25 protein-coding genes are annotated in these 26,205 nt (G+C 68.5%); 9 read left to right on the top strand and 16 right to left on the bottom strand.

Annotation, left to right across the window (positions count from 1 at the left end):
- Positions 1 to 75: 75 nt before the first annotated feature.
- Positions 76 to 1,053 carry a hypothetical protein gene (locus ABZW60_RS14400; protein WP_355476794.1) on the top strand — a complete coding sequence of 326 codons (978 nt, stop codon included), beginning with the start codon at positions 76 to 78 and terminating at the stop codon, positions 1,051 to 1,053.
- 70 nt (positions 1,054 to 1,123) lie between these two features.
- On the opposite strand, the gene fdxA is transcribed toward ABZW60_RS14400, so the two are convergent.
- Positions 1,124 to 1,450: a ferredoxin gene (gene fdxA / locus ABZW60_RS14405; RefSeq protein WP_012923087.1), complete on the bottom strand. Its 327-nt coding sequence runs from the start codon at positions 1,448 to 1,450 to the stop codon at positions 1,124 to 1,126.
- 118 nt (positions 1,451 to 1,568) lie between these two features.
- Here fdxA and ABZW60_RS14410 point away from each other — a divergent pair, with 118 nt between their 5' ends.
- Complete coding sequence (locus tag ABZW60_RS14410) at positions 1,569 to 2,507, top strand: GNAT family N-acetyltransferase (RefSeq protein ID WP_355476796.1); 939 nt, start codon at positions 1,569 to 1,571, stop codon at positions 2,505 to 2,507.
- Here ABZW60_RS14410 and ABZW60_RS14415 read toward each other — a convergent pair.
- On the bottom strand, positions 2,489 to 3,853 hold the full coding sequence (locus tag ABZW60_RS14415; RefSeq protein ID WP_355476798.1) for an MFS transporter: 1,365 nt from the start codon (positions 3,851 to 3,853) through the stop codon (positions 2,489 to 2,491). The two genes, ABZW60_RS14410 and ABZW60_RS14415, sit on opposite strands and share 19 nt — an antisense overlap.
- A gap of 54 nt (positions 3,854 to 3,907) precedes the next feature.
- Between ABZW60_RS14415 and ABZW60_RS14420 the strand changes: the two genes are divergently transcribed.
- Positions 3,908 to 4,345: a type II toxin-antitoxin system PemK/MazF family toxin gene (locus ABZW60_RS14420; RefSeq protein ID WP_355476800.1), complete on the top strand. Its 438-nt coding sequence runs from the start codon at positions 3,908 to 3,910 to the stop codon at positions 4,343 to 4,345.
- Positions 4,346 to 4,348: 3 nt separating this feature from the next.
- Here the strand turns inward: ABZW60_RS14420 and ABZW60_RS14425 are convergent, their stop codons facing one another.
- The 10 genes from ABZW60_RS14425 to ABZW60_RS14470 all read right to left on the bottom strand — a co-directional run bounded on the left by ABZW60_RS14425 (position 4,349) and on the right by ABZW60_RS14470 (position 15,026).
- The gene (locus tag ABZW60_RS14425) at positions 4,349 to 6,133 is read right to left on the bottom strand and encodes a VanW family protein (protein ID WP_355476802.1); all 1,785 of its coding nucleotides are present in this window, start codon (positions 6,131 to 6,133) and stop codon (positions 4,349 to 4,351) included.
- Positions 6,134 to 6,245: 112 nt separating this feature from the next.
- A complete protein-coding gene (locus ABZW60_RS14430) occupies positions 6,246 to 6,764 on the bottom strand; it encodes a flavin reductase family protein (RefSeq protein ID WP_355476804.1) in 519 nt (172 codons plus the stop codon).
- 188 nt (positions 6,765 to 6,952) lie between these two features.
- Positions 6,953 to 7,864, bottom strand: coding sequence for an N-acetyl-1-D-myo-inositol-2-amino-2-deoxy-alpha-D-glucopyranoside deacetylase (mshB, locus tag ABZW60_RS14435; RefSeq protein WP_355476806.1), 912 nt, complete (start codon positions 7,862 to 7,864; stop codon positions 6,953 to 6,955).
- 58 nt (positions 7,865 to 7,922) lie between these two features.
- Positions 7,923 to 8,219: a LuxR C-terminal-related transcriptional regulator gene (locus tag ABZW60_RS14440; protein WP_355476808.1), complete on the bottom strand. Its 297-nt coding sequence runs from the start codon at positions 8,217 to 8,219 to the stop codon at positions 7,923 to 7,925.
- Positions 8,220 to 8,423: 204 nt separating this feature from the next.
- Positions 8,424 to 10,100 carry an ABC transporter substrate-binding protein gene (locus ABZW60_RS14445; RefSeq protein ID WP_355476810.1) on the bottom strand — a complete coding sequence of 559 codons (1,677 nt, stop codon included), beginning with the start codon at positions 10,098 to 10,100 and terminating at the stop codon, positions 8,424 to 8,426.
- A gap of 212 nt (positions 10,101 to 10,312) precedes the next feature.
- Positions 10,313 to 11,356 (bottom strand): dipeptide ABC transporter ATP-binding protein, encoded by a 1,044-nt coding sequence (locus ABZW60_RS14450; RefSeq protein WP_355476811.1) that lies wholly within the window; start codon positions 11,354 to 11,356, stop codon positions 10,313 to 10,315.
- Positions 11,357 to 11,372: 16 nt separating this feature from the next.
- Positions 11,373 to 12,443 (bottom strand): ABC transporter ATP-binding protein, encoded by a 1,071-nt coding sequence (locus tag ABZW60_RS14455; protein WP_355476813.1) that lies wholly within the window; start codon positions 12,441 to 12,443, stop codon positions 11,373 to 11,375.
- Positions 12,444 to 12,456: 13 nt separating this feature from the next.
- Complete coding sequence (locus tag ABZW60_RS14460; RefSeq protein WP_355476815.1) at positions 12,457 to 13,461, bottom strand: ABC transporter permease; 1,005 nt, start codon at positions 13,459 to 13,461, stop codon at positions 12,457 to 12,459.
- A gap of 3 nt (positions 13,462 to 13,464) precedes the next feature.
- Positions 13,465 to 14,511 (bottom strand): ABC transporter permease, encoded by a 1,047-nt coding sequence (locus ABZW60_RS14465; RefSeq protein ID WP_355476817.1) that lies wholly within the window; start codon positions 14,509 to 14,511, stop codon positions 13,465 to 13,467.
- Positions 14,512 to 14,657: 146 nt separating this feature from the next.
- Complete coding sequence (locus tag ABZW60_RS14470) at positions 14,658 to 15,026, bottom strand: (deoxy)nucleoside triphosphate pyrophosphohydrolase (protein WP_355476819.1); 369 nt, start codon at positions 15,024 to 15,026, stop codon at positions 14,658 to 14,660.
- A gap of 17 nt (positions 15,027 to 15,043) precedes the next feature.
- Here ABZW60_RS14470 and ABZW60_RS14475 point away from each other — a divergent pair, with 17 nt between their 5' ends.
- The 5 genes from ABZW60_RS14475 (at position 15,044) to ABZW60_RS14495 (ending at position 19,534) form a co-directional block, all read left to right on the top strand.
- Positions 15,044 to 15,670, top strand: a complete 627-nt coding sequence (locus ABZW60_RS14475) for a hypothetical protein (protein ID WP_355476820.1) — start codon at positions 15,044 to 15,046, stop codon at positions 15,668 to 15,670.
- 102 nt (positions 15,671 to 15,772) lie between these two features.
- Positions 15,773 to 16,075, top strand: a complete 303-nt coding sequence (locus ABZW60_RS14480; protein ID WP_131285659.1) for a hypothetical protein — start codon at positions 15,773 to 15,775, stop codon at positions 16,073 to 16,075.
- Complete coding sequence (locus tag ABZW60_RS14485) at positions 16,075 to 16,875, top strand: hypothetical protein (RefSeq protein ID WP_355476821.1); 801 nt, start codon at positions 16,075 to 16,077, stop codon at positions 16,873 to 16,875. The genes ABZW60_RS14480 and ABZW60_RS14485 overlap by 1 nt, the downstream gene beginning before the upstream one ends.
- Before the next feature lie 32 nt (positions 16,876 to 16,907).
- Positions 16,908 to 18,785 (top strand): fumarate reductase/succinate dehydrogenase flavoprotein subunit, encoded by a 1,878-nt coding sequence (locus ABZW60_RS14490; RefSeq protein ID WP_355476823.1) that lies wholly within the window; start codon positions 16,908 to 16,910, stop codon positions 18,783 to 18,785.
- Entirely contained in the window at positions 18,782 to 19,534 is a 753-nt protein-coding gene (locus tag ABZW60_RS14495) for a succinate dehydrogenase/fumarate reductase iron-sulfur subunit (RefSeq protein WP_355476824.1), read from the top strand. Before ABZW60_RS14490 ends, ABZW60_RS14495 begins: the two co-directional genes overlap by 4 nt.
- A gap of 50 nt (positions 19,535 to 19,584) precedes the next feature.
- Here ABZW60_RS14495 and ABZW60_RS14500 read toward each other — a convergent pair whose 3' ends face one another.
- From ABZW60_RS14500 to ABZW60_RS14515, 4 genes are read right to left on the bottom strand one after another with little or no spacing between them, the layout of a single operon-like run.
- Positions 19,585 to 22,224: a DUF4038 domain-containing protein gene (locus ABZW60_RS14500; RefSeq protein WP_355476826.1), complete on the bottom strand. Its 2,640-nt coding sequence runs from the start codon at positions 22,222 to 22,224 to the stop codon at positions 19,585 to 19,587.
- Between the two features lies 1 nt (position 22,225).
- On the bottom strand, positions 22,226 to 22,984 hold the full coding sequence (locus ABZW60_RS14505) for an ATP-binding cassette domain-containing protein (protein WP_355476828.1): 759 nt from the start codon (positions 22,982 to 22,984) through the stop codon (positions 22,226 to 22,228).
- Positions 22,981 to 24,000 carry an ABC transporter permease gene (locus ABZW60_RS14510; protein ID WP_355476830.1) on the bottom strand — a complete coding sequence of 340 codons (1,020 nt, stop codon included), beginning with the start codon at positions 23,998 to 24,000 and terminating at the stop codon, positions 22,981 to 22,983. Before ABZW60_RS14510 ends, ABZW60_RS14505 begins: the two co-directional genes overlap by 4 nt.
- Complete coding sequence (locus ABZW60_RS14515; protein WP_355476832.1) at positions 23,997 to 24,980, bottom strand: sugar ABC transporter substrate-binding protein; 984 nt, start codon at positions 24,978 to 24,980, stop codon at positions 23,997 to 23,999. Before ABZW60_RS14515 ends, ABZW60_RS14510 begins: the two co-directional genes overlap by 4 nt.
- A 74-nt stretch (positions 24,981 to 25,054) precedes the next feature.
- On the opposite strand from ABZW60_RS14515, the gene ABZW60_RS14520 reads away from it, so the two are divergent.
- Positions 25,055 to 26,191, top strand: a complete 1,137-nt coding sequence (locus ABZW60_RS14520; RefSeq protein WP_355476834.1) for a glycoside hydrolase family 99-like domain-containing protein — start codon at positions 25,055 to 25,057, stop codon at positions 26,189 to 26,191.
- Positions 26,192 to 26,205 lie beyond the last annotated feature (14 nt).

The raw sequence follows: 26,205 nt of genomic DNA on the forward strand, positions 1-26,205 counted from the left end.
CCGGCGTGAGGCCCGGCACGTCAACCTGTCCGTGAGACAGGAACCTGTCACCCGCCCTCGGACGTTGGGAGCGGTATGGCGGTGAAGCGTCGTGCCCTGGTGGCCGTGGGTGCCATCGGCGCGCTCAGTCTGGTGGTCGGCGTCGGCATTGCCTGGCTCGGCGGCAAGCACGTCGGCAACCTGCTGCCGCCGACCGAGCAGTGCACCGCCACGGTCAACGGGCAGCTGGTCGTGGTCGACTTCGAGCAGGCCGAGGCCGCGGCGATCATCGCCGGGATCGCCGTCCGCCGCGGGCTCCCGGCCCGGGCCGCCACGATCGCGCTCGCCACGGCGTACCAGGAATCCGGCCTGCGCAACCTGGCGCACGGCGACCGCGACTCGCTCGGCCTGTTCCAGCAGCGGCCGTCGCAGGGCTGGGGAACGGCGCAGCAGGTCCGGGACCCGTACTACGCGACCGGCAAGTTCTACGACGCGCTCGTGAAGATCAAGAACTACCAGAAGCTCGCGATCACGGTCGCCGCCGACAAGGTGCAGCGCAGCGCGTTCCCGAACGCGTACGCCGACCACGAGGCGGACGCCCGCGTGCTGGCCTCGGCGCTGACCGGGCAGTCGAAGAGCGTCTTCAGCTGCACCGTGAACACCGACTCGGTGCCGGCGGAGGTGATGGGCGCCAACGGGCTGACACCGCGCGCGGACGCCGTCCGCAAGGACCTGGCCCGCACGTTCGGGAAGGTGTCCACCGGCGGGTACGCCGTGGGCGGCGTGCGGACAGGGCACATGGAAGGGTCGGCGCACTACGACGGGCGGGCGGTCGACGTGTTCGTCCGGCCGATCTCGGCGGCCAACACCACGAAGGGCTGGGCGATGGCGCAGTACCTGGTCGCCCGGGCGGACCTGCTGAAGATCAAGACCGTCATCTTCAGCGACAAGATCTGGACCGCCGGCGGCCGCTCGGACTCGGGCTGGCGCGACTACACCCCGCCGGAACGCTCCGGCGACCCGAAGATCCTCCGGCACCTGGACCACGTCCACGTCGACGTCCTGGACCAATAAGGCCCGGAGCAACAAAAGTAGGGCGCCCCGCGGGACGCCCTACCCTGTGCGACTCTGTGCGACTAGCTGATTACTCGTCGTGCTCCTGCGGCGGCAGCGCGGCGATGAACGGGTGGTCCTTGTCGATCTTGCCGAGCTTGGACGCACCACCCGGCGAGCCGAGGTCGTTGAAGAAGTCGACGTTCGCGGTGTAGTAGTCCTTCCACTGCTCCGGGGTGTCGTCCTCGTAGTAGATCGCCTCCACCGGGCAGACCGGCTCGCAGGCTCCGCAGTCGACGCACTCGTCGGGGTGGATGTACAGCATCCGGTTGCCCTCGTAGATGCAGTCGACGGGGCACTCCTCGACACACGCGAGGTCCTTCAGGTCAACACACGGCTGCGCGATGACGTAGGTCACTGCTACTCCTCCTATGGCAGGCAAGCGCAGCGCTGGACTTGGGGTGCTGCGATGCGGTCGTGCTCAGTGTCTCTAGTATCACGGTAGTACGTCGCCCACTTTGCCAGGAGTCCGGATCGTGTCAGGCCCCCAGGGCGGAATTCGGGCCCGTGATATCGGCCACCGTGTCGTCGTCAGGCACCGGATACCGGGCGGTCTGACCGACGTCATCGGGGTCCTCCAGGCCTGGACCCCCGATCTGGTCACCGTCCGGCACGCCGACAGCACCGTGCACGAGATCCCGGCCGCCGACGTGACCGCCGCGAAGACGATCCCGGAGATGCCGCTGCGCCCGGTGGACGTCGACCAGCTCTTCCTGACGACCGCCCTGGGCCGCCCGGCCGTCGAGACGGCGTACGTCGGTCACTGGTTGCTGCGAGCGTCCTCAGGCTGGACGGGCCGCGGCAACTCGCTGCTCCCCGTGGGCGACCCCGGCGTACCGGTCGCCGACGCCCTCGACCAAGCCGTCACCTTCTACCGCGAGCGCCGGCTGCCTCCACAGGCCTTGGTTCGCGTCGGCAGTCCCCAGGACCACGAGATTCGTGCCCTCGGCTGGGTGGAGGCCCGGCCGGAGCAGTCCGACGTACTGGTCATGCACACCACGCTCGACCACGTGAACGGGCTTCCTGCGTACGACGTCCAGCTCGACGAGGCGCCGAGCGACGCGTGGTACGCGGCTGCCTTCGACGGCCCGGTGCCGGAGGTTGCTCCGAAGGTGCTTGAGGGGGCTCCGAAGGCGCTGTTCGCCTCGGTGGCGCTGGATGGGGCCGTGGTGGCGGTGGGGCGTGGGTCCATGACTGGGCACTGGCTGGGCGTCGACGCGATCCGGGTGTCGGACAGCTATCGCCGCCGCGGGCTGGGGACGGCGATCGTGCAGGGGCTGGCGCGCTGGGCGGGGCCGCACGGTGGCCGCCGTACCTATCTCGAGGTGCTGCTGGAGAACACGGCCGCGATGGCGACGTACACGCGTCTGGGCTACCAGGAGGCGTACCGGTACCGCTATCTGACCAGCCGGTGAGCCGCCGCGGCACCGACCAGCGTCAGCACGACAAACCCCGCTAGAACGACCGCCAAGGCCCCTCTGGGGTCGTCAGCGAGGGCGGCATAGGTAGAACCAGCCAGCGCGACTCCAAGCGCTCCAGAGAGCTGTGCGTTGGTCGCGACGACACCCGACAGGTCAGCTGCGTACTGCGTGGGCATGCTGGACGTGACGGCGCCGATCAGCGTGTTGGCACTGATACCGAGCCCCAGCCCGCCCACACCGAGCAGGACGAACAGCAACGGGCCGCTGCGGCCGCCGAGCACTAGATAGGCCAAGACGCACAGGTAGCCGGCTGCCAGCACCAGACAGCCCACCACGGGCATCCAGCGCACTCCCCTGCGCAGTCTCGGGATCACAGGTCCCGCCAGGCCGAACGCCGCCACCCAGATGACCATGGCGAAGCCCGAGTACGCCGGGCCCTTGTGCAGGCCGTCCTGGAGGTACAACGCCAGGACGAACAGCAACGCGAAGTACGTCCCGCTGGTGCATCCGTGGGCGAGCAGACCGGCGCGGACGGACGGGTTCCGGATCACCTGGCGCGCCACGAGCGGACGATCACCGCGGGCGGCTGTCCGACGTTCGCCGTACTCGAAGACCGCCAGGGCCGGAATGCTGAGCAGGAGGCAGATCCAGGACCAGACCGGCCAGCCGCGTTCGGAGCCGAGCAGGAGCGGCAGGACGACGAGCAGAACCGTGGTGGACAAGGCGAGTACGCCGCCCAGGTCCAGCCGGTCGCGGTGGCCGGGCGGATCGGGCGGGAGCAGCCGGCGGCCGGCCACGGCGAGCGCGATGCCGATCGGGACGTTCACCAGGAAGATCGGGCGCCAGCCGGTGCCGAACAGGTCGGCCGCGATCAGGACGCCGCCGAGCAGCTGGCCCGCGACGGCCCCGCCGGAGAGCGCGATCGAGAAGTAGCCGAGGGCCTTGAGACGGTCACGGCCCGCGAAGTGCAACTGGATGCCGCTCAGCACCTGCGGAACCATCAGCGCGGCGCCGGCACCCTGGACGAACCGCGCGACCACCAGTGCGCCGATGCCGGGCGCGAGACCGCAGGCGAGCGAGGCAGCGGTGAACACGGCGAGCCCCAGCAGGAACGTCCTGCGGTAGCCGAGCGAGGCGCCGAGGCGGGCGCCGGTGATCAGCAGAACGGCGAACGCGACGACGTACCCGGAGACGACCAACCCGACCGCCCCCGCCGAGGCGCGCAGGTCAGCCCCGATCGAGGGCCCCGCGATGTTGGCCACCGCCGTGTCGATGTTGGCCATGAACTGACCGATGAGCAGAACAGCGAGAACCGCACCGCGGTGACGTGTGAGCAGCACGCGGGTGGAACGGTGTGAGACCGCTGAGATGTGAGGGGGCTACGCTGCCGTGCCATGGCGGATCACGTGGTGGAGCGGCCGGAGTACGCCGGGGACTTCGAGGGGACCGTGCGGGTGGAGTACACGCCGCACCCTGACGACGGGGTGGCGGACCCCGGTGAGATCGTCTGGACCTGGGTGCCGTTCGAGGAGGACCACAGCCGCGGCAAGGACCGCCCGGTGCTGGTCGTCGGCTGGGACGAGCCGTACCTGCTGGCGCTGATCCTGACCAGCAAGGACCACGACCGCGACGCCGCCGACGAGGCGCGCTGGGGCCGGGTCTGGATGGACATCGGCAGCGGGGCCTGGGACAACGAGCACCGGCCCAGCGAGGTCCGTCTGGACCGCGTCCTGCGCATCGACCCGCACCAGGTCCGCCGCGAGGGCGCGGTCATCGACGAGGCTGTCTTCGGCGAGGTCGCAGCCGGTCTCCACACCCTGCACCGCGGCTGAGGATCAGCTGGGCGGGCGCGTGACGGTGGTCGAGCTCGACGGCTTCCGCCCGGGCGGCGGGGTCACCCCGCCCGGCGGCGGCGTGACCACGGTGCCCGGCTTCGGACCGCAGCGGATGTCGTCGGCGGCGTTGTACTTCGTCGTGAACGACTCGGTCTTCTGCCGGACGCCGTTCTTCGCGAGGTACCGGTAGATGGTGATGTCGAAGCCCGGGGTCGGCGCCTGCGGCTCGCACTTGGCGGCCGTGTTGTAGACGACGCTCGGCTGCCGGACGTTCGTCTTCCCCGACTGCCCGGCGGTGACGTCGATGAACTTCGTGCCCCAGATGATCACCCGGATGCTGCCCTTGCTGCCCGGCGTCGACGCCTTGAAGATCGTCTGCACCAGCAGCCCGTGCCCGGAGTCGTTCTGGAACTTCAGGTCCACCGACGGCCACGCCACGGTCGCCTCGCGGCCGACCGGGTAGCGGCTGATGTAGACGCTGTGCGCCTTGTGCTCGAGGATCTTCACACCGGCGAAGAACGCCGCGTTGAAGGTCGTGGTCGCCGACTGCGAGACACCGCCACCGAAGTCCTTCTCGAACTTCCCGCCGCTGATGATGTACCCCTCGGCGAACCCGTTCTCCTTGGTCCGCTCGCCGACGATCTTGTTCAGGCTGAAGATCTCGTTCGGCTTCAGCAGCGTCCCGTTGATCTTCGCCGCCGCCGTACCGATGTTGGTGTTGCGGTACGGCGCGTGCGGGAACTCGGTCTTGAAGTCGCCGATGTTCTGCGTGATGCCGAGCGCGGCCGCCTGCTCGGTGGTGAACTTCGCCTTGGTCGCCGTCAGCGGGACGGCGGCGCGCCGCTCGCCGGTCGGCTTCGGCAGGATCGACAGGATCGCCGCACCGACCTTCGCCCGGTCGACCACCATGCCGTCGACCGCCGGGACCACCTTCGGGCCGGCGCCGACGATCTGCACCGTCGCGTCCTTCGGCAGCGTCTCCAGCGTCTTGAACCGCTGCTGGAACAGCGGCTCCAGAACCTTGGTGCTCAGCGCCGGGATGACCTTGCCCTCCTGCACGCTGACGGCCAGCGCCGGGGCGAGCTCGGACGGCTCCAGCTCGACGGACTTCGACCCGACGGTCAGCCGGATCGGCCCGGACATGGCCGGCTCGGCGAACTCCGTCATCGCCTTCTCGATCGCCTCGGGCGCGGCCTGCGGCTTGGTCACACCGACCGGCAGTTCCTTCGGGGACCCGTCCGAGGGGTACGCCGCGAACACCGCGCCGACCGCCTTCGCGGTGTCGAGCTCCAGCCCGTCGGCCGGCTCGTGCTTGACCGGCTTGGTGCCCTTGAACGTGATGGTGCCCTCGGTGGCCTTGCGGTTCACCTGGCCGGCCAGCTTGTCGACGGCCGCCTTCAGCTTGGCGTCGTCCTTGGTGACGACCGGCTCGACCGCGTCACCGCCGGTCAGCGCGTGCCAGATCCGGCCCGGGGCCAGGCTGCGGCCCGCACCCGCGGCGTCGACGGTCTTGTCCACGTCCACGGTGAGGCCTGCGTCGGCCGGCGCCACCTGGAACGTCGATCCGCCCGCCTTCAGCGCGATCGGCGCGGCCGCCCGGTCCTGGAGGCCGGCGGTCAGCTTCGCCTTCGCGTCCTTCTCGGAGAGCCCGCCGATCGGGATCCCGAGCACGGTGGTGTCACCGGGGATCTTGTCACCGGCGAACGCGAACGCCGCGCCGTACCCGACGACGACTACACCGAGCCCCGCGGCGGCGATGATCCCCGCGAGCTGTTTTCTCCCCACCGGACAGAGTCCTCCTGCTCGAGCCTTGGTCAGGGCACAAGCGCACATCCTACGGGACGCCACGGGCCCCGCCGACCGTCGGGGCTGCCCCTCGATGCCCCGACGGTAACGATCAGTTTCCGGGCAGTTCCCGGTAGTGACTGGAGTGGTAGATCAGTGCGCCCGGTGCGCCCGGATCGCCGGTGCCGAGGCTCAGCACCTCACCCACCACGATCGTGTGATCTCCGCCGTCGTACGTCGCCCAGGTCCGGCACTCGAGCCACGACAGGGCGCCGTCGACGGTCGGGCAGCCGGTTTTCGGGCCCGCCGTCGTACCGATGCCGTCGAACTGGCTGTACAGGTCCCGCCCGGACCGCGCGAACCGGTCCGCGATCGGCCGCTGCGCCGCGGACAGCACCGACACCGCCCAGTAGCCGCAGTCGAGGACGGCGGCGTGCATCCGGACGGCCTTGTCCACACAGACCAGCACCAGTGGCGGATCCAGCGAGACCGAGGTGAACGCGTTCGCGGTCATCGCGTGCGCGACACCGTCCTGCAGCGTGCTCATGATCGTGATCCCCGTCGCGAACTGCCCGAGGGCAGCCCGGAAGTCCGCAGGCGGGACACTCCCACTCGACTCGGAAGAGGACACCTCAGCAGGTTATGCCCGGACCTGGGTTGATACCTCAACCCGGCGTGTGGCACCTGTCACGCCGACCGCATCACGATCGCCTGCCGGGGTACCGGACAGGCGATGGTTGGTGACCCGCTGGACCGGTCGGCGCTCGCGCTCAGGCGCGAGCGGCCGACCGGTCTTCAGTCAGAGCTGCGGTATCCGGCTCAGACGCCGGCGAAGAGGTCGTGCTCGAGGCCGTCGGGGTCCGGAGCGGCGGTGCCCTTGACCAGGCGGTAGGGCTCGGAGCTCCAGATCTGGTTGCCGAGGTTGTTGGACAGGGCGAAGAACGGGCCGTCGACGGTGATCTGGGTGGCGTGCGCCTTCATCGCGTTCATCTTCCGGTCGATGAACTCCTCGCCCTCGACCACGCAGTCGATCAGCCGGTCCGGCGTCACGAACGGGCCGAGCGGGCCCTCGGGGTCCAGGCCCTCGAACGTGGTCGTGTCACCGGACTCACGCAGCAGCCGCAACTGCTGCCGCATCCGCGACTCGGCCATCGCCGTCCAGTAGACCTTCGCGATGTCCCAGGCCGGCCCGAGATCCTCCCGGTACGACCGGGCGGCGGCGAGATCGGCGGCGTACGTCGCCACGCGGTGGGCCTTGATGTGGTCGGGGTGGCCGTAGTTCCCGTACTGGTCGTAGGTGACCAGGACCTGCGGGCGGACCTCGCGGATGATCGGGACCAGGTCGTCGGCCGCGGCCAGCAGGTCGGCCTGCCAGAAACTGTCCTTGCGGGTCTCCGGCGGGACGTCCGCGTTGCCCGCGTCGTTGTAGATCATCCCGGTGTCGCGATACTTGCCCGGGCCGCCGAGGAAGCGGTGGTCGGTGACACCGAGCTCGGCCATCGCGTTCGCGAGCTCACCGATCCGGTGCTCGCCGAGGCCGTCGGTCTGATCGGCGGCCAGGTGCGACAGCTCGGGGACCAGGACCTCGCCCTCCTCACCGAGGGTGCAGGTGACCAGGGTGACGTGGGCCCCCTCGGCGACATAGCGCGCCATCGTCACACCGTTGTTGATGGTTTCGTCGTCCGGGTGGGCGTGCACCAGCAGCAGCCGGCGCTCAGCAAGCTCAACCATGCCGAAAGCCTACGTCGGCCCGTGGACAGTTCGGGATAAGGAATTCTCCCGACACCGCTCAGCCGAAGCGGCGGACGAGCAGGCATCCGGCCTGGAACCGCGACCTGGCGCCGAGACCGGCGATCAGCGCGCTGATCTCGGCCCGGATGGTGCGCAGCGACAGGCCCAGCTCGTGGGCGATCGCGGCGTCCTTGGCGCCGGTCGCCATCATCCGGCCGATCGTCACCTGGCGGCTGGTCAGCTCCTTGACCGCGGCCGGCTCCCGCCGCCGCGAGCCGAGCTCGTACACCTCACAGGCGACGTCCGGCGCGAAGTCCTCTCTGCGCACCACCGGAACCGCCGGGTAGACCGACATACCGCACTCCTCCCCAAGAGTTCAGGACAGGATTCTCGTCTCCGGCCACGAGCGGTCACCAGGTACAACCCATACAAACGACCCATACAGTTCCAGACAGCTCCAGACAGCTCCGGACAGTTCCGGGTAGTTCCGGACAGCAGGAAGGGCGGCGCCGAACGGCGCCGCCCTTCACTGTGATGCTGTTGCTCAGCGAGCTGGAGGTCAGCTCACTTTCTTCACACCGAGCTGGGTCAGGTCAGGAATACCACCGGTGTTCGGGTCGGCCACGACGTTGTCGAGGTTCGAGCCCACCACGTACACGTTGAGGTCCTGGACCGTCGGCACCAGCGGCGCCGTCTTCATGATCTCCACGTACAGGTCGGACAGACCGGTCTCGATCTTCTGCTTGTCGGTCTGCGACGTGATCTCGGCCATCTTGTCCCAGCCGGCCTGGCTGCGCGCGTAGTTGTTCTGCGCCGCCTTGCCCGGGGCGGTCGTGTCAGGTCCGAAGACCGACGGCACGATCGTCGTCAGGCTCGCCCAGTCGTAGCACCAGCCGGCGGTGATCAGGTCGGTCGCCGCGGAGTCCTGCTGCTGGGTCGAGTAGTAGTTGTCGCCGGGGATCTTCTGGATCTCGACGTTGATCCCGACGGCCTTCCAGGACGCCTGCGCGGCCTCGGCGGCCTTCACGGCCAGACCGGAGTCCGCGGTGCCCAGGACGAGCTTCTCGCCCTTGTAGCCCGCCTCGGTCAGCAGCTGCTTGGCCTTGGCCGGGTCACCCTGGTCCGGAGCCTTGAAGTTCTCCTCCGGCTTGTAGCCCTCCATGTCCTGCGGAATGATCGAGTCGACCACCTTGGCCAGGCGCTCGCCACCACGGCCGTCACGGTAGCTGGTCCGGTCCAGGCCGTAGTACAGGGCCTCGCGCAGCTTCTGGTTCTTCAGCAGCGGCTTCTGCTGGTTGAACGCGATGTAGCGGCGGCAGATGTCGGTGCCCTCGACGACGCGGTCCTTGACGTTGGCCTGGTTCGTCTTGGCGATGTTCTCCGGCTGCACACCGGCGAAGCTCAGCGAGTTCTGGTCGGCGGCGCCGTTCGCGATCAGGCGCTGGTCGACGGTGGCCTCGGCGTCACCGAACTTGAAGATGAACTTGTCCGGCCGCGCGTCGCGCAGCGGGTCGGTCTTCTGGTCCCACTGGTCGTTGCGGACCAGCACGAGCTGCTTCTTCCGGGTGTACGACTCGATCTTGTACGGGCCGCTCGACACCGGGTGGTTGTCGTACTGCGTCTTGGTGTCCTTGGCCTTCGGGACCGGCGAGAACACCTTCATGCTCGCCGTGCCGTCGAAGGAGGCGACCGGGCGGTTCAGCTTGAAGACGATCGTCTTCTCGTCCGGGACCTCGATCGCGGTGCAGCCCTTGCCGCCGTTGTTGCCGGCCACGTACGGGCCCTTGTAGCCCTTGCAGTCGAGGTACTCGTGCGCGTACGGCGCACCCTCGGCCATGTCCGCGGCGAACGACCGCTCGGCGTTGTACTTGATGTCGGCGGCAACGATCGGCGTGCCGTCCTCGTACTTGATGCCGTCCTTCAGCTTGAAGGTCCAGGTCTTGAAGTCAGGGCTGGACTCGTAGCTCTCGGCGAGGTCCTTCTCGAGGATGATCTTCTTCGCCTTGGCGTCGTACCGGTAGTCCGTCAGGGTCCGGGTGATCAGCTTGCCGATCATGCCGGAGTCGGTGACGAAGTTCCGCGCCGGGTCGAGGTGCTCCACGTCGTTGACGTGGTACACGGTGACGGTGCCCCCCTTGGCACCGGCCGATGACTGCGCCCCCGGCGTTTCGTTGTCGTTCCCCCCGCCGCAGGCAACCGCGGTCAGGCTCAGACCGAACCCCACGGCGATTGCCACTCCGGTTCGTTTGAGGTGATCCATGGCCAGTGTTTTCCTTCCTTGTGTTGACACTTGTCGCCGGGTCGCGGCGGCATGAAGAAAGAGATCTACGTCATGTGGCGGTCATCAACTCACGTGTTCACAAACCGCGCAATGCGGTTTCGCCCGCTTGACCAGATCGTGACCCCTTCAATGCCTTTGCTACACCCGACCAACGCTCTGTGTAGTCGTCAGACCACGTCCCGTTCCTCCGGGAAGTGGCACGCCGCTTGATGGCTCGGGGCGCCGATCTGGATCAGCGGCGGTTCCTCCGCGGCGCAGATCTCCTGCGCCTTCCAGCACCTGGTGCGGAAGCGGCACCCCGAGGGCGGGTTCAGTGGGCTCGGCACATCACCGGTCAGCCGGATCCGCTCGCGCCGCTCCTCGGCGTCCGGATCGGCCTCCGGGACCGCAGACAGCAACGCGTGCGTGTACGGGTGCCGGGCATGGTTGTAGAGCTCGTCGCGGTCGGCGATCTCGACCACCTTGCCGAGGTACATCACCGCGACCCGGTCGGAGATGTGCCGGATCACCGACAGGTCGTGGGCGATGAACAGATAGGCCAGGCCGAACTCGTCCTGCAGGTCCTCCAGCAGGTTCACGATCTGGGCCTGGATCGACACGTCGAGCGCGGACACCGGCTCGTCGCAGACGATCAGCTTGGGGCGCAGCGCGAGCGCCCGGGCGACGCCGATCCGCTGCCGCTGGCCGCCGGAGAACTCGTGCGGGTAGCGGTTGTAGTGCTCGGGGTTCAGCCCGACCGTCTCCATCAGCGCCTGGACGGCCTTCTTGGTGCCGCCCTCGGGCTTGGCGCCCTGGATGTCGAACGGCGCCGAGATGATCGTGCCGACCGTCTGCCGCGGGTTCAGCGACGAGAACGGGTCCTGGAAGATCATCTGGATGTCGCGCCGGAACGGCCGCATCTTCATCCGGCTCAGGTGCGTGACATCCGAGCCCAGGAAGGAGATCGACCCGCCGGTCGGCTCGTCCAGCCGCGTCACCAGCCGGCCCGTGGTGGTCTTCCCGCAGCCGGACTCACCGACCACGCCGAGCGTCTCGCCGGCGTGGATGCTGAGGTCGATACCGTCGACCGCCTTCACCGCGCCGGTCTGCTTCTGGAAGATGATCCCCCGGGTGACCGGGAAATAGCGTTGCAGCCCGCGGGTCTCGAGCAGCAGCTCGCCGCGTGCGGATGGTTTGCCGGCCGTCTGCTCGGCAGGTGTCGTCGTACTCACCAGCGCTCCTCGGGCGTCACAGGCTCGGCTTGATCTGCTCGGCGAACAGCTTGCGGCGCTGCTCGGAGTGGATGTGGCACCGCACCAGGTGCGGCTCCTGGCCGATCTGCAACAGCTCCGGCAGTTCGGTGGAGCAGTCCGCGTCCTCGACGTGACTCTGGTAGTCGCAGCGCGGCTGGAACGGGCATCCCTTGGGCAGGTTGATCAGCGACGGCGGGGTCCCGCGGATCGACTTCAGCCGTCCGTCGCCGGAGCGGTTCACCCGCGGGATCGAGCCGAGCAGACCCCAGGTGTAGGGCATCTCCGGCCGGTAGAAGATGTCGCGGACGGGGCCGGTCTCGACCACCCGGCCGCCGTACATCACGACCACGTTCTCGGTCATCTTGGCCACCACACCGAGGTCGTGGGTGATCAGGATGATCGCGGAGTTGAACTCCTTCTGCAGATCCTGCATCAGGTCGAGGATCTGGGCCTGGACGGTGACGTCGAGCGCGGTGGTCGGCTCGTCCGCGATCAGCAGCGCCGGGTCGCACATCAGCGCCATCGCGATCATCGCGCGCTGCCGCATACCGCCGGAGAACTGGTGCGGGTAGTCGTAGAACCGCTTGTCCGGCGACGGGATGCCGACCCGGTCGAGCAGGTCGATCGCGCGCTTCTTGGCCACCGCCTTCGGTGCGTCGTTGTGCACCAGGTAGGCCTCGGTCAACTGGTCGCCGACCCGGTAGAACGGGTGCATCGCCGACAGCGGGTCCTGGAAGATCATCGCGACCTGCCGGCCGCGCAGGGACCGCATCTCGGCCACGGACATCCCGACGAGCTCCGCGCCGTCCAGCCAGATCTCACCGGTCACCTTGGCCCGGCTGCCCTTGTGCAGGCCCATGATCGCCAGGCTGGACACACTCTTGCCGGAGCCGGACTCGCCGACGATGCCGAGCGTCTTGCCGCGCTCCAGGGTGAAGCTCAGCCCGTTGACGGCCTTCACCAGGCCGTCGTCGGTCGGGAAGTGCACCTGCAGGTCGTTGACCTCCAGGAACGGCTTCCCCGCGCGGGGTTGTGCCGGCGTCGTACTGGTCACGGATTCGGTCACCACGCCACCTTCCTCAGGCCAGCCGCACGCGCGGGTCGATAAAGGCGTACAGGACGTCGACGACGATGTTCGCGAGCACCACGAAGATCGCCGCGAACAGCACCACGCCCATGATCGCGGGCAGGTCGTTGCTGAGCACCGAGTCGATCGAGAACTTGCCGAGCCCGGTGATGCTGAAGATCTGCTCGGTGATCACCGCGCCGCCGAGCAGGCCGCCGACGTCCAGGCCGAAGATGGTCACGATCGGGGTCAGCGCGGACCGCAGCCCGTGCTTGAAGACCACGGTCCTCTCGTCCAGGCCCTTCGCCCGGGCGGTGCGGATGTAGTCCTCGTTCATGGTGTCGATCATGTTCGCCCTGGTCAGCCGGGTGTACAGGGCCGCGTAGACCAGCGCGAGCGTCATCCAGGGCAGGATGTAGAACTGCACCCACTTCACCGGACCGACGCTGAACAAGGCGGCGTTCGCGGTGTCCGGGAACGGGATCCATTCCAGCTTGACGATGAACAGGAACAGCAGCAGGTAGCCGAAGACGATCGTCGGGAACGACACCCCGAACAACGCCAGGCCGACGCTGAACTTGTCGATGAACTTGCCCTTGCGCAGCGCCGCTATCAGTCCGAGCAGGACGCCGGCCACCAGCCAGAGGATCGCGGCTCCCACGGCCAGCCACAGGGTCGACGGGAACGCGTCCTTGATCGAGTTCCAGACCGGGATGCCGTTCTGGTACGACTCACCGAAGCACGGCCACGGGCACTCGCGCTCGTTGCCCTCGGAGCCGATCGTGCGGCCGCCCGGGCTCACCAGGCCCTGCATGTACTCGCCGTACTGGACGATCAGCGGCTTGTCGAAGCCGTACGTCGCGTTGACCTGGGCGACCGTCTCCGCGTTGCAGTTCTTGCCGCAGATCAGCAGCGCGGGGTTGGCCGGTGTGGCCCAGAACAGGAAGAACGTGATCGCACTGATGACGACCAGCACGAACACCGCCTGGATCAGGCGGCGGATGATGTAACGGCCCACCGGTCAGCTCCTTCCGGCACGCGGGTCAAGGGCGTCCCGGACCGAGTCGCCGAGCAGGTTGAAGGCCAGCACGGTGATGAACAGCGCCATCCCCGGGAAGAACAGGTACAACGGGTTGCTCTCGATCCAGGCCGACGCGTCGGCGATCATCCGGCCCCACGACGCGGTCGGCTCCTTGATGCCGACACCCAGGAAGGACAGTGCCGCCTCGGCGGTGATGTTCGTCGGCAGCAGCAGCGTCGTGTAGACGAGCAGCGTCGGCAGCAGGTTCGGCAGGACCTGCCGGAAGATCACGTAGTTCGACCCGGCGCCGAGCGAACGGGCCGCCTCGACGAACTCCCGTTCTCGCAGCGACAGCGTCTGGCCGCGCACGATCCGGGCCAGATAGGCCCAGCCGAAGAAGCCGAGGACGAACATCAGCACCCCCATCCGGAGGGTGTTGTTGTCCGGCGTGCCGAACAGGTCCTGGGCCCGGGACGCGACCACCGGTGTCAGCGCCATCACGAACAGCAGCGACGGGAAGCTCAGCATGATGTCCATCAGCCGGCTGAGCAGCGTGTCGATCCAGCCGCCGAAGTAGCCCGACACCATCCCGATCACCGTGCCGAGCACGACCGCGATGATGGTGCCGCCGAGCGCCACGAGCAGCGAGACCCGGGTCCCGTAGACCAGCCGGGAGAAGATGTCCCGGCCGTTCTGCGGTTCGACGCCGAGCCAGTGCTCCGAGCTCGTACCACTGCCCCAGAGGCCGCCGATCGGGATACCGCCGTCGCGTGTGTTCAGCAACGGGTCCCCGTTGGCGTTCAGCTTGTTGAACTGATCGGGTGGGAACCCGTTCAGCTTCACGATCAGCGGCGCGAAGATCGCCACGGCGACGATCAGCAGAATCACTACCGCACTGATGATCGCGACCTTGTCCCGTCGCAGCCGCGCCCAGGCGATCTGGCCCAGTGAGCGGCCCTCGATCTCCTTCGCCTCGGCAGTCTCGACCAGAGCATCTGCCGGCAGTCCCTCATCAGGGGACTGCGTCTCCGATACCCCCAGCGTCATCGCCCGTCACCCGTCCTTCTGGTGATGCACCCCGGACTCTCCGGCCCGGCTGGCCGGGTTCCCGGGAACCCTACGTATCTCGCAGTGTGGACGCCATGGGCAGCCGAAGCTAGTCACCGAATCGTGACCGGTGTGACTTCCGCCACTCAAAGCCGGATCTGTAGCGCGCGGACGAACGGGCGGTCCGGTACCAGCCAGTCACTTTCGTCCAGCTCGTCCCGGGCGAACCACCGCAGGTCCGAGTGCTCGCGCAGGACCGGGTCGCCGGCGACCACGGTCGCCAGGTACACGTGCAGGCGGTACGCCGCGGAGATGTCGACGCCAGGCCCGAGCGACTCGCCGACCTTGATCTCCAGGTCCAGTTCCTCGCGGATCTCCCGGACCGCTGCCTCCTCGTCGGTCTCTCCCGGCTCGACCTTGCCGCCCGGGAACTCCCAGCCGCCGTCCGGCCCCGGCCGGTACGCCGCCAGCACCCGGTCGTCCCGTACCACCGCAACACCCACCACGATCCGCATTCAGACATGATGCTGCCGTGCCGTTGCAGAACAGGGTTCTCCCCACGCAGGACATCGTCACGGATCCGGGCCGCGGTCTCCTGATGGGCAACCGCGGCTGCCTGCACGGCCCGGACCGCCGGCTGGGCACGACACGCTGGCGATCGAAGGCGTGGATCTCCTGTGTCCTTGACTTCCAAGGCCGCACGCGCGATCCGATGCCGCCCGGCCGGTGGACCGCACTGTTCTTCTTCGACGAGGCGGTCGCCCTCGCCGCCGGCCACCGGCCCTGTGCCTACTGCCGGCGCAGGGACTTCTTGCTGTACGCCGGCGCGTGGGCGCAGGGTCACGGTGAACGCCGTCGGGCCGCCGAGATGGACGCGGTGCTGCACAGTCAGCGGGTCGAACCGCGGACCCGGCGGCAACGGACGACCACCCAGGACCTTTCCGAACTGCCGGACGGTGCCATGGTCCGGTTCGACGGTTCACCCGCACTGGTACTCGGTCAGCGGGTGCTGCCCTGGTCCTGGGAGGGGTACGGCGAACCGCTGCGCCCGGCCGGTCTGCGCGAGGTCGAGACCCTCACGCCGCCGGCGAATCTCGTGGTCCTGCGCGCCGGATTCGCCCCATTACTCCACCCGTCGGCACCCTCGCAACTGAGGTAAGCCTTACTGGAAACACGCCGTGCCGAGGGGTCTTCCGTTGGACGCTCGGCAGGGGCAAAGTGTGCCCATACTGACAGCTACAAAACCATTACTGGAGTCGGCATGGGTGAGGGCAACAACAGCCCAGGCAACATCGCCGCGGTCGTCCGCGCGCTCGAAGGGTTACACGCTGCCGTCGGGAAACTCAGCCAGGAGTACGGTGACACCCTCGGCATCCGCCGCCTGGTGTCCGATGTGGCCCGGTTGAGCGACGACCTCGCGGAGCTGGGCCCGCCCGACCCCAGGCACAGGCCCGGACCAGTTCCGGAGGAACTCGAGGAGATTCCCGACGTGGAGTATGACGCGTCCATGTGGACCGACGCGGAACACGAAGGCTTCGGCGCGCCTGACAGGCACGCGCCCTGATGGCTACCGGAGTGAGCGCGCCAGGACGCGCGCAGATCGGCCTCAAGACCGCACGAACGGATCGCTGGTGGCTCGCGCCGCTGCGGATCGGCGTGATCCTGCTGTTCTTCATCGTCTACGCGACGATCCGGATCTTCATGAACAAGTGGTACTGGGTCGACGCGTACCACTACCTCACGCCGCTGTACTCGCCGTGTGTGACCAGCAGCTGCGTCGAGGGGTCCAGCCACCTCGGCACCTGGTTCGGCGACTTCCCGCGCTTCATACCGTTCAGCCTGATCACGTTCGTGATCCTGGCCGGCTTCCGCGGCACCTGCTACTACTACCGCAAGGCCGGCTACCGGTCGCTGTTCTTCGCGCCGGCCGCCTGCGCCGTCCCGGAGCCGCACAAGACCTACACCGGTGAGCGGAAGTTCCCGCTGGTCGCGCTGAACCTGCACCGCTACTTCTTCTACGGCGCGCTGGTCTTCGGCCTGCTGAACGTCTACGACGGCATCCTGGCCTTCCACGGCAAGGACGGCGGCTTCGGCATCGGCCTCGGCACCGTGATCATCTGGATCAACCTGGTGATGCTGTGGCTGTACACGCTGTCCTGCCACGCCTGCCGGCACATCGTCGGCGGCCGGCTGAAGAACTTCTCCAAGCACCCGATGCGCTACCGGTACTGGACCTTCGTGTCCAAGCTGAACCCGAGGCACGGCACCTTCGCGATGACGTCGCTGTTCACCGTGATCCTGACCGACTTCTACATCATGGCGCTGTCCGCCGGCTGGTTCTCCGACCTGCGCATCATCAACTGAGCTCTATCTCTTGATTTGGGATTTCCTTAGACATGACTGAGCTGGAACGACACTCCTACGACGTCGTCGTGATCGGGGCCGGCGGCGCCGGCCTGCGGGCGGCGATCGAGGCCCGCGAGCAGGGCAAGAAGACCGCGATCATCTGCAAGTCCTTGTTCGGCAAGGCGCACACCGTGATGGCCGAGGGCGGCTGTGCGGCCGCGATGGGCAACGCGAACTCCAACGACAACTGGCAGGTCCACTACCGCGACACGATGCGCGGCGGGAAGTTCCTGAACAACTGGCGGATGGCCGAACTGCACGCGCAGGAGGCCCCCGACCGGGTATGGGAGCTGGAGACCTACGGCGCGCTGTTCGACCGCACACCCGACGGCCGGATCAGCCAGCGCAACTTCGGCGGCCACACCTACCCGCGGCTCGCGCACGTCGGCGACCGCACCGGCCTGGAGCTGATCCGCACCCTGCAGCAGAAGATCGTCTCGCTGCAGCAGGAGGACTTCGAGAAGACCGGCGACTACGAGGCGAACCTCAAGGTGTACGCCGAGTGCACGATCACCGAGCTGCTGAAGGACGGCGACGCGATCTCGGGTGCCTTCGGGTACTGGCGGGAGTCGGGGCGCTTCGTGCTCTTCGAGGCGCCGGCCGTCGTGCTGGCCACCGGCGGCGTCGGCAAGTCCTTCAAGGTCACCTCGAACTCCTGGGAGTACACCGGTGACGGGCACGCGCTCGCGATGCGGGCCGGCGCGACGCTGATCAACATGGAGTTCATCCAGTTCCACCCGACCGGCATGGTCTGGCCGCCGTCGGTGAAGGGCATCCTGGTCACCGAGTCGGTCCGCGGTGACGGCGGTGTGCTGAAGAACTCCGAGGGCAAGCGGTTCATGTTCGAGTACGTGCCGGACGTGTTCCGGGCGCAGTACGCCGAGACCGAGGACGAGGCGGACCGCTGGTACAAGGACCCGGACAACAACCGGCGGCCACCGGAACTGCTGCCGCGTGACGAGGTCGCCCGCGCGATCAACTCCGAGGTCAAGGCCGGCCGCGGTACGCCGCACGGCGGCGTGTTCCTGGACGTGTCGTCCCGGCTCCCGGCCGAGGAGATCACCCGGCGCCTGCCGTCGATGCACCACCAGTTCAAGGAGCTGGCCGACGTCGACATCACCGCGGAGCCGATGGAGGTCGGCCCGACCTGTCACTACGTGATGGGCGGCGTCGAGGTCGACCCGGACACCGCGTCGTCGGTCGTCCCCGGCCTGTTCGCCGCGGGCGAGGTGGCCGGCGGGATGCACGGCTCCAACCGGCTCGGCGGCAACTCGCTGTCCGACCTGCTCGTCTTCGGGCGGCGCGCGGGCATGGGTGCGGCGACGTACGTCGACCAACTGCAGGCGCGGCCGACGATCGACGAGGCCGACGTCGACGCCGCCGCGGCCGACGCGCTCGCGCCGTTCGAGCTCGAGGGCGGCGAGAACCCGTACACGATCCACCAGGAACTGCAGCAGGCGATGAACGACCTGGTCGGCATCATCCGCAAGGAAGAGGAGATGGAGCAGGCGCTCGGCCGCCTGTCCGAGTTCCGCAGCCGGATCGCGAAGATGACGGTGGAGGGTCACCGGCAGTTCAACCCGGGCTGGCACCTCGCGCTCGACCTGCGCAACATGCTGACCGTGTCGGAGTGTGTGGCCGGGGCGGCGCTGATGCGGCAGGAGTCGCGCGGTGGGCACACCCGCGACGACTACCCGGGGATGTCGGCCGAGTGGCGCAAGAAGCTGCTGGTCTGCGCGCTCGACGCCGACGGGGTCGTGAACGTCTCCGAGGAGCAGCAGATCCCGATGCGCGAGGACCTGCTGGAGCTGTTCGAGATCGACGAGCTGAAGAAGTACCTGACGGATGAGGAGCTGCCGACCGCATGAGCTACAAAGGCAAGTTTCGCGTGTGGCGCGGGGACTCCGAGGGCGGCGAGCTCAAGGACTACGAGGTCGAGGTGAACGAGGGCGAGGTCGTCCTCGACGTCATCCACCGGCTGCAGGCCACCCAGACCCCCGACATGGCGGTCCGGTGGAACTGCAAGGCCGGCAAGTGCGGCTCGTGCAGCGCCGAGATCAACGGCATGCCGAAGCTGATGTGCATGTGCCGGATGAACACGTTCGCCGAGGACGAGGTCGTCACGGTCACGCCGATGCGCACCTTCCCGGTGATCCGCGACCTGGTCACCGACGTGTCGTACAACTACCAGAAGGCCCGCGAGGTGCCGGCCTTCAAGCCGCCGGCGGACCTCAAGCCGGGTGAGTACCGGATGCAGCAGGTCGATGTCGAGCGGTCGCAGGAGTTCCGCAAGTGCATCGAGTGCTTCCTGTGCCAGGACACCTGCCACGTGATCCGTGACCACGAGGAGAACAAGGAGTCGTTCTCCGGTCCGCGGTTCCTGATGCGCGTCGCCGAGCTGGACATGCACCCGCTCGACGCCGCCGACCGGCAGGTTGCCGCCCAGGAGCAGCACGGCCTGGGCTTCTGCAACATCACCAAGTGCTGCACCGAGGTGTGCCCGGAGCACATCAAGATCACCGACAACGCGCTGATCCCGATGAAGGAGCGCGTCGCCGACCGCAAGTACGACCCGCTGGTCTGGCTCGGCAACAAGATCCGCCGCCGCCCGGCCTGACGCACGACGAAGCCCCCGGAATCCGCCGAGATTCCGGGGGCTTCGGCCTGTCAGCGCCGGTAGACGGACAGCTCGTAGACGATCGGCGCGTTCCCGTTCCCGCTCAGGTACAGGATCCGCGCCCTGCTCCCAGTGACGTCCGGGAAGGTCAGGGTCGTGGTCTCCCCCTGCTGCCCGAAACCGCCGGTGCCCGAGTACGCGGTCTGCCAGGCGCTGCCGTCCCAGTACTCGATCCGGTACGCCGTGGTGCGGTTCGCATACTCGGACACGGCGACCGTGTTGAACGTCGTACCGCGGCCGAAGTCCACCGCCAGCCACTGCCCCGCCCAGCAGCCGTCACACGCCTGCCAGTTGGTCGCCTGGTCGTCGTCAAAGGCCCGCGCCGCGACCTGCTGCCCGTCCCAGCTGGAGCTGGCCGAGTAGCTACCGCCGGCGGTCAGATCGGGCGCGTCGATCAACGGATGCCGGTAGATCCCCGCCTCGCTGACCGTCACCGCCTCCGACGCGACGAACCGCAGCTTGGTCATCGAGATCCGCGGGAACGTCAGCACCGTCCCTTCACCCGCCCCGCCGATCGCGCCGGAGCCAGACGCCGCGGTCTGCCACGCCTGCCCGTCCCAGTACTCGACCCGGTACGACGCCTGCCCGGCCCCGGTCAGGATCAGCGTGTCCACCGCCGTCTCGCCCCGGAAGGTTGCCTCCAGCACGGTCCCGGTCCAGCCGGTGCTTCGGTCACGGTCGGCTACCTCGGTCGCGAGAGTCGCCGCCGGGGTCAGGTCCGGCAGGGACTGACGGTAGGTCGCCGTCATCGTCGTGCTGGTCTGTCCGGCGCGGGTCGCGACCGCGCGGACGGTGACGTTCATCGGGTCGGCGAGCTGGAGTGGCTTGGTGTAGGGCGCAGTGGGGGTGCTGCCATCGGTGGAGTAGCGGATGTCGGCGTTCGGGGTCGCCGTACGAAGGCTTACGGCTGCGGTGCCTTCGTAAGCCCCGCCGGCCGGGTCGGCGATGGGTTGGCGCGGGGCGTTCGCGATGGGGGCGGCGCGGGTGACCGTCAGGACCCAGTCCTCGGCTGTCGGGCGGGCCGGGGCGGTCCAACTGCCGGCGGGGGCCTCGACCTTGCCCAGCGGGGTCGATCGGCCGGTGCGCGGGTTGAACCAGGCGGCCGAGTAGTAGTGGTCCGGGTCCAGTTGGCGGATCGTGCCGGTCGTCGTACCCGAGCTGGTGAAGAGCGCGACGTACGACTTGTTGCCGTCGCTCGCGAGCAGGTTGTCGCCGCCCGACCCGAAGTCCGACCACGCGGCGTCGCCGAAGTGCGGCGTCAGCTTCCACCAGTCCCGGCCGCGGAAGAACCGCACGCCGTACGTCAGCTGGTTGGCGGTCTCGCGGTTCGCGCCGGTGTACCACCACTGGTAGCGGGCCGGCAGTTCGTAGTCGGTCCCGGCGTCGATCGGCTCGCCCGGCGCGGAGTACACGTCGTTCCAGACGCCTGAAACGCCGTACCCGTAGCCGCGGAGTCCGAGCAGATACGCCTTGTACAGGGCGCTCAACGCGTGTCTGCCGTCGGTCCAGAAGTCCTCGTACGGCGTCTCGTAGGCGACGCTCGGCTTGCCCGAGCCCCAGTACTCCGCGACCTTCCCGAGGTTCCAGCCGTCGGTGTACTGCAACTGCGCGGCGAATCCGTCGTGCCAGGGCTCGGACGCGAACCGCGAGTTCGCCACGCTGGTCTGGTCGGTGTTCTCCTGGTGCGGCATCAGCGGCTGGCCGTACGCGTCGGCCGCGTCGAGCGCTTCGATCGCCGCGGTCCACGGCGCCATCGCGGCACCGGCGTACACACCGTAGAAGTCGTTGTCGATCTCCTGCGCGACGGTCCAGATCACCGGGTACGCGCCGTACCGCGCGTCCCAGTAGCGGGCGACCGCGGCCATGTACGCCGGTGTCATGACGGCCGGGTTGTCGTGCGGCTGGGCGGCCCAGGAGATCATCGCGTTCGCGTGCACGAGACCGGCGTCGGCGATGTAGGCGAACTTCTGGTCCAGCTGCGCGAAGCCAGCCAGGTCGTCGCCGGTCAGGCCGTTGGTGAGGTCCGCCTGCGGCTGCTCGTCCGGCCGGTCGTGCGTGCCGCCGTGCGGCTGCCAGATCGGCTCGGACTGGAAGACCGTGAAGCCCTGGTCGACGCGCTTGTCCACGGTGTACCTGAACTGCGCGTCGCGCTCGTGCGGCAGGATCCAGTGCGTGTCGCCGAGGTAGAAGAACGGCGTACCGTCGGCGTGCTGCAGATAGTGGCCGTCTGCGCTCGGCTTGAGGAAGCCGTGCCGGTAGATGTCGAGGTTGCCCTTGTAAGCAACTGCCTGGATCGTCGCGACGACGCCGTCGAGTCCACCGTCGTTCGAGGTCGTGGTCATCGTCCACGCCCCGGCGGCCGGCGGCGCGAACCGGACCTTCCAGGTCGCCCCACCGTCCCAGAACGCCGGCCTGCTGACGACCCTGCCCTGCGGACCACGGAACGTCGCGGTCACCTGCACATCGTTGAAGGGATCGGCGTACGCCGCCTCGGCCGTCAACGGGATCTCCAACGACCGCCACGTCTCCACGGTGTACGCCGCCGCGGCCGCCGCGCCCGGGACGATGCCGAAGGCACCCATCGAGAGGGTCACGAGCACAGCCAACACCCGCAAGAGGTTCGAGCGCATGTCAGTTCCCTTCCAGAGCGGCGGCTTCGTCGGCAGTGCCGTACACGATCAGCTTCACGATCTCGTCGACCGTGCTGGTCTCGCGGCGGCGGATGCCGGCGACTCGGCCGAGGTGCATGACGAGGATCCGGTCGGCGGTCTGCCAGACCTGCTGGAGGTTGTGGCTGATGAGTACGACGGCCTTGCCGGCGTCCCGCAGGTCACGCACCAGGCGCCGCACTCGCTCGGACTCCTGGACGCCGAGTGCCGCCGTCGGCTCGTCCATGATCACGACGTCGGCGCCGCCGGTCAGCACGCGCGCGATCGCGACCGCCTGCCGCTGCCCGCCGGACAGCAGGTACACAGGCACCCGCACGGACGGAAGCTGGATGGTCAGCCCGGACAGGAGCCGCTCCGCCTCCCGGTAGATCCGGCGCCGGTCGACGAACGGGCCGCGCCGGAACTCCCGGCCCAGGAACAGGTTCTGGGCAACGTCCCGCGTGTCGACCAGCGCGAGGTCCTGGTACACGGTCGCGATCCCGGCCGCCGCCGCGTCGGCGGGCTTGCCGAACGACACCGGCTCGCCGCGGACCAGCAACTGCCCTTCGGTCAGGTCGTAGACCCCGGAGAGGATCTTGATCAGAGTGCTCTTACCGGCGCCGTTGTCGCCGACCACCGCGAGCACTTCCCCGGGTTGCAGGTCGAACGACACGTCCTGCAACGCCCGGACATGGCCGAACAGTTTGCCGACACCATCGGCAGCCAGGACAGGTGCGGTCATCGGGCCCTCCGCCGTTCGCCGATCGCACCGAGGACGACGGCCAGCACGAAGACCGCGCCCCGGGCGAGTTGCTGGTAGTAGGAGCTGACCGACAACAAGGTCAGCCCGTTGTTCAGTACGCCGATCACCAGGACGCCGGCGAGGGTGCGCTGGATCCGCCCCGACCCGCCGGCCAGCCCGATACCGCCGAGCAACACGGCGGTCAGTACGTCGAACTCCGCGCCGTTCGCGTAGTTCGGCCCGCCGCTGCTCGACGTGCCGGTGGTGATGATCCCGCCGACCGCGGCCAGCACACCCGTCGTCACGAACACCCCGGCGTACAGCCACTCCGTCCGGATCCCCGCGCGCAGGGCGGCGCTCGCGTTCCCGCCCACGCCGTAGATGTGCCACCCCACCCGGGTGAAGGTGAGCACCACCCAGCAGGCGAGGTACACGCAGGCCAGGATCCACACCGTCGTGGGCACGCCGAGCGGTCGCAACTGCAGCGCGTCCGGCAGCGTCAGGTCGGTCAGCGGCTTCGTCTGACCGCCGGTGCTGATCAGCGCGACACCGCGGATCACGATCCCGAGCGCCAGCGTGGCGATGATCGAGTTGATCCCGGCACCGACCACCAGCACGGTGTTGGCGATCCCGATCCCGACACCGACCAGCAGGCCGAGCAGCACCGCGGCCGACGTACTCCAGCCCAAGCTCTCGACCGCCTGCGACACGACGACGCTCGTCAGCGCGATGTTCGCACCGACGGTCAGGTCGAGCTGCCCGGCGATCAGCGCGATCGTCATCCCGGCCGCGAGGACGCCGGTGACCGCGACCGCGGCGCCGACGTTCAGCAGGTTCCGCTGGGTCAGGAAGTACGGCGAGGCCTGCGCGAAGTAGACGACGAGCACGACCAGCGCGACGTAGATCCCGAGGTCGAGCACCCGGTCCGACAACCGCCGCCGGCCGGCCCGGTCGCCGGCGCCGGGCGCGGTGCGCAGCAGCCGCCGGGGATCGAGGACTCCGAGAGCATCCGTCATCGCTTGCTGTCCTCCGGGTAGAACTGGTCGACGTTCGCCGCCGTCAGCACCCGGTCGACCCGGAACGTCTCGAACGGCTTGCCCATCGCCGTCGCGATCGCGGCCTCGACCCAGTTCCAGCCCTCCGCGTACGGCTGGTAGTCGATCGCGGCGACCAGGATGCCCGCGTTGCTGCGGTCCCGCAGCGCCAGCCGGGCGGCACTGTCGCCACCGTTGCTGACAGCAAGGATGTCGCCGTCCCGGTTGGCCGCCTTGGCCGCGTTGACCGCGCCGATCACCGGCTCGTCGCCGTACGAGACGACCAGGACGGCGTCGTCGGGGTGCGCGGTGAGGAAGTCGTTGAAGGTGGATCCGGCCGACGTCGTCGGGTCCTGCCCCTGCGGGGTGAGCATCGTGGTGTTCGCCGCCGGGATGCCCAGCGCGCTCTCCGCCCGCGCGAACGCGGCCTTCACCCGGGCGTCGCACGGACCGCAGTTCGCCGAGGTCAGCCCGGCGACCACGACCTTCCTGCCCTTCCAGGCGCCGGCCGCCTTCGCCTTCGCGGCCGCGGCCATCGTGTCGATCGCGAGCGTGCCGACCTGCTGGTCGTCGACCCCGAAGTGCGGCACGTCCTTGAAGGCGCCGTCGATCATCACCAGCTTCACGCCGTCCTGGCGGGCCTGGTTGTAGGTCGCGTCGTTCATCGGCTGCGAGCCGACGACGTCGGGCATCTTCACGGCCAGCTGCTTGTACTGGTCGAGCTGGGTGTCGTACTTGAAGTTCAGGTCGGCCTGGTCGAGCTCGACCCCGTAGTACTTCGCGGCGGCCTTCATCCCGTCGGACCAGGTGGCGAAGTACGGGTAGCTGAGGCCGGGGTTGAGGTCCTTGACGATCGAGAGGGTGGTGAACCGAGGATGTTGAAATGTTTCAACACTCGGACTGTAGGGACGGCCGATCAGGCCGTCAAGGCCTCGCAGGCGCGCCTGTCCGATCCCGGACACTTGTCCTGGACAGCGCTCGAAGCGCACACCTAGGCTCAGGGTTTGAAATATTTCAAGCACTGGGAGCGTGATCGATGGAACGCCCGAAGGTCCTCGCCTACTACTTCCCCGGGTGGCACCGCGACCGCCGGAACGCGCACTGGTTCGGCGCGGACTGGACCGAGTGGCAGCTGCTGCGCGACGCGACGCCCCGGTTCGACGGTCACCGGCAGCCCCGGGTCCCGCTCGAGGGCTACGTCGACGAGGCCACGCCCGAGGGCGCGGAGGCGCAGATCGGCCTCGCCAAGGAGTACGGCGTCGACGGCTTCCTGGTCGACTACTACTGGTACGACGACGGCCCGTACCTGCAGGCGGCGCTCGACGAGGGACTGCTGTCGGCGGCGAACAGCGACGACGTGCAGTTCGCGCTGATGTGGGCGAACCACGAACTGCTCGACATCTTCCCGCACTGCGACCCCGCGGACGGCACGCCGCGCAAGCTCAAGCAGGGCGCCATCGACCGCGCGGCCTTCGAGAAGCTCGGCCGGCACGTGATCGACAACTACTTCTCCCGGCCGAACTACCTCAGGATCGACGGCCGGCCGTGGTTCTCGGTCTACGAGCTCGGCAATCTGATCACCGGTCTCGGCGGCGTCGCGGCGGCCGCCGACGCGTTGCGGTGGTTCGACGAGGAGGCCCGGCGCGCCGGGCATCCGGGCGTGCACTTCGACGCGGTGGTCTGGGGCATCGCCGTGCTGCCGGAGGCGGTGACGGTGGACGCCCCGCAGCAGTTGGTGCGTGACCTCGGGTTCGCGTCCGCCACGTCGTACGTCTGGGTGCATCACGCGGACGCGCGCGACTTCGACTTCCCTGTCGCCGACGCCGGGCCGCTACGGGAGTCGGCCTTCGCCGAGTACGAGCGGTACGCCGCGAAGCTCGACGTACCGTTCTACCCGAACGTGACCGTCGGCTGGGACGCGTCGCCGCGGACCGACCAGTCAGCGCCGTTCGGGCGCGGCGGGTATCCGTGGACGCCTGTGTGGGACCAGAGCCCGGAGGAGTTCCGGGCGGGACTGCTGGAGGCGAAGGCGTTCCTCGAGCGGCATCGGCCGGCGCACCCGATCGTGACCGTGAACGCGTGGAACGAGTGGACCGAGGGGTCCGCGCTGCTGCCGGACACCCAGCACCGCTACGCCTTCCTGGAGATGATCCGGGAGGTGTTCGGTCGCTAGGATGGCGGCGGGTT

The organism is Kribbella sp. NPDC003557 (assembly GCF_040610805.1).
Taxonomy (GTDB): domain Bacteria; phylum Actinomycetota; class Actinomycetes; order Propionibacteriales; family Kribbellaceae; genus Kribbella.

Coding starts and splice junctions, on each gene's coding strand:
- ABZW60_RS14495 (WP_355476824.1), top strand. CDS start 18,782: ATGAGCTACAAAGGCAAGTTTCGCGTGTGGCGCGGGGACTCCGAGGGC.
- ABZW60_RS14505 (WP_355476828.1), bottom strand. CDS start 22,984: ATGACCGCACCTGTCCTGGCTGCCGATGGTGTCGGCAAACTGTTCGGC.
- ABZW60_RS14420 (WP_355476800.1), top strand. CDS start 3,908: ATGGCGGATCACGTGGTGGAGCGGCCGGAGTACGCCGGGGACTTCGAG.
- ABZW60_RS14440 (WP_355476808.1), bottom strand. CDS start 8,219: ATGTCGGTCTACCCGGCGGTTCCGGTGGTGCGCAGAGAGGACTTCGCG.
- ABZW60_RS14400 (WP_355476794.1), top strand. CDS start 76: ATGGCGGTGAAGCGTCGTGCCCTGGTGGCCGTGGGTGCCATCGGCGCG.
- ABZW60_RS14480 (WP_131285659.1), top strand. CDS start 15,773: ATGGGTGAGGGCAACAACAGCCCAGGCAACATCGCCGCGGTCGTCCGC.
- mshB (WP_355476806.1), bottom strand. CDS start 7,864: ATGGTTGAGCTTGCTGAGCGCCGGCTGCTGCTGGTGCACGCCCACCCG.
- ABZW60_RS14520 (WP_355476834.1), top strand. CDS start 25,055: ATGGAACGCCCGAAGGTCCTCGCCTACTACTTCCCCGGGTGGCACCGC.
- ABZW60_RS14500 (WP_355476826.1), bottom strand. CDS start 22,224: ATGCGCTCGAACCTCTTGCGGGTGTTGGCTGTGCTCGTGACCCTCTCG.
- ABZW60_RS14510 (WP_355476830.1), bottom strand. CDS start 24,000: ATGACGGATGCTCTCGGAGTCCTCGATCCCCGGCGGCTGCTGCGCACC.
- ABZW60_RS14465 (WP_355476817.1), bottom strand. CDS start 14,511: ATGACGCTGGGGGTATCGGAGACGCAGTCCCCTGATGAGGGACTGCCG.
- ABZW60_RS14470 (WP_355476819.1), bottom strand. CDS start 15,026: ATGCGGATCGTGGTGGGTGTTGCGGTGGTACGGGACGACCGGGTGCTG.
- ABZW60_RS14485 (WP_355476821.1), top strand. CDS start 16,075: ATGGCTACCGGAGTGAGCGCGCCAGGACGCGCGCAGATCGGCCTCAAG.
- ABZW60_RS14490 (WP_355476823.1), top strand. CDS start 16,908: ATGACTGAGCTGGAACGACACTCCTACGACGTCGTCGTGATCGGGGCC.